The organism is Thermomonas sp. (genome assembly GCF_025993755.1).
In the GTDB taxonomy this organism is placed as follows: Bacteria; Pseudomonadota; Gammaproteobacteria; order Xanthomonadales; family Xanthomonadaceae; genus Thermomonas.
Genome location: NZ_JAMQHN010000204.1, coordinates 1 through 2,116 on the forward strand (window position 1 = coordinate 1; position 2,116 = coordinate 2,116).

Sequence of the window (2,116 nt, forward strand, 5' to 3'; positions counted from 1 at the left end):
CCTTCAACAACTCCACCCTCGGCACGACCGACACGACCATCCTCGGTCTGAAGTCCGTGGTCGGCGACCTGGTGAACGAATTCAACGCCTCGACGGTGGCTCCCTACTCTACCCCGGGCGTCTGCCAGAACGTGGTGACCCAGGCGGTCAGCTTCAAGCACTACGTCGCCCTGCTAAACGAAGCCGTGCAGGCCACCGACGCCAACGCCACGCCGGACGAGCACACCCGCGGCGGCGCCACCAACAGCGCGACGATCATGAACTTCCCGACCAACGTGCGCGTCGCGGTTGCTGCTTCCGGGGGCAACGCCAAGGTCGACGTCGCCACGGCCAACACGCGATTCACCGGCAGTGCCGGCTCCTACGTTAGCACGACCATCGCCAACCTCGGCACGGTCACCTTGGTGCAAAACGGCACTGGCTATGACTCCAACCTGATCAACGGCTATGTCCTCGCCGGCGTGGCGGGCGGCGCATACCTCACCGGTCTGGACGGCGTCGCGACCTCTGCGGCAGCCATCGGCGACGTGGAAGTCCTCAAGGTCGATGTCGAAGTTCACGCCACCAACGGCTTCGTCCCGGGCGGCACGCTGTGGCTCGACACTGCTGCCACCTGTACGGGAGGCGTCGGTCTTGTCAGCGGCGGCGGCGCGGCCACGGCCATCACCGCCCTGAACGCGGCCGGCCCGATCAACCTGTCCATCACCACCCCTGCCCTGGTGAACACCGCCTTTGGCGCCACCGGTACCGGCCCGGTGCATGTCTGCTACGGCGTTGCTGGTGTCGGCGTGCCGATCCCGCTGTCGAGCTTCACGGCGAAAGCCACGGTGGACAAGGCGCCTGCCGGCACTCCTTTTACCGACGAGCAGGACAACGTGTGTAACGGCAACCTCTACTCGCTCGGCGGCGGCGTCAAGATCGACGTGCGCAACTACGCCAACAGCCAACAGACCGCCAACACCGGCTGGATGAGCGTGATTCGCCTGATCAACAACAACGAGACCCGCACCATCGACGTCTATGGCCAGATGATCCACGCCGACGGCACCTACGGCGCCTGGGGCAAACTGGCCGACCTGCCGCCGCGCGCCGTGCTGAATCTGACCTCGGCGCAAGTCGATGCGCTGCTGGTCACCCCGCCTGCCAGCGTGCTGGGCGCCGCCACCAACGGTCCGGCGGTGTCGCAGGATCTGGCCCGCGGCGGTTCGCGCCTGCGCATCACCTCGAACGCCGGTTCGACGCTGCGCGTGCAGAACTACCTCTACAACCCGGCGAGCCAGAACTTCATCGAAGCTTCCAGCACGCAAGCGGTTGACTTCGAGGGCAGCGTCGACCGCGCGCCGGCTAACGAAGGCCAGTACCAGTCGCAGGATGCCAAGCTGGGCATCGACGGCCGGTAATCGGCTGCGCACTGGCTGTTAGCATCACCTGCAGCAACACCGGGGGGCGCAAGCCCCCCGGTTTTTTTTTAACGATCGGATTTACCCCATGGTCGAACTGAATCTGGAAGCCGCCCTGGCCCAGGCCGTCGCGTTGCAGCGCGCTGGCCACCTGAACGAGGCCGCGCGCATCTACCAGGAGATCCTGGCGGCGCAGCCGGGCCATCCGGCGGCGCTGCACAACCTTGGCGCCGTCGCCCTGCAGGGCGGCGAGGCGGTGCAGGGGCGCCGCCTACTCGAGGCGGCGGTCGCCGCCCAGCCGGAACGCGGCGAATACCGGCTGACCCTGGCCGAGGCCCTGCTGCAATGCGGCGAATCGCAGGCCGCCCTGCTGGCCCTGCAGGCCGCGCCGGTGCGCGCCCTGCCGGCCGCCGCCGCGCTGCGCGAGCGGGTGGGGCGGGCGGAGCAGAACGCCGTGCTGCGGCGCGAGCCGCCGGCCGAGGCGGCGCAGGCGCTGCTGGCGGCCTACGCCGCCGGCCGCCATCACGAGGCGGAGATCCTGGCGCGCCAGCTGGTCGCCGCCTATCCGGCCAGCGGCTTCGCCTGGAAGGCGCTGGCGGCGGCACGGCTGTCGCAGGGGCGCGAGGCGGGTGCGGAGGCGGAAAGGGCGGCGGCGCTGCTGCCGCAGGATGCCGAGGCGCACTTCGCCCTGGCGCGCGAGCGCCTGCGCGAGGGCC

At 69.4% G+C, this 2,116-nt stretch carries 2 protein-coding genes; both read left to right on the forward strand.

What is annotated here, in order from left to right:
* A partial coding sequence (locus Q0X16_RS13240) for a hypothetical protein (protein WP_297835338.1) occupies nt 1-1,400 on the forward strand: 1,400 nt, incomplete at its 5' end.
* An 88-nt stretch (nt 1,401-1,488) separates the two neighbouring features.
* The coding region (locus tag Q0X16_RS13245; protein ID WP_345780307.1) for a tetratricopeptide repeat protein at nt 1,489-2,116 on the forward strand (628 nt) is incomplete at its 3' end.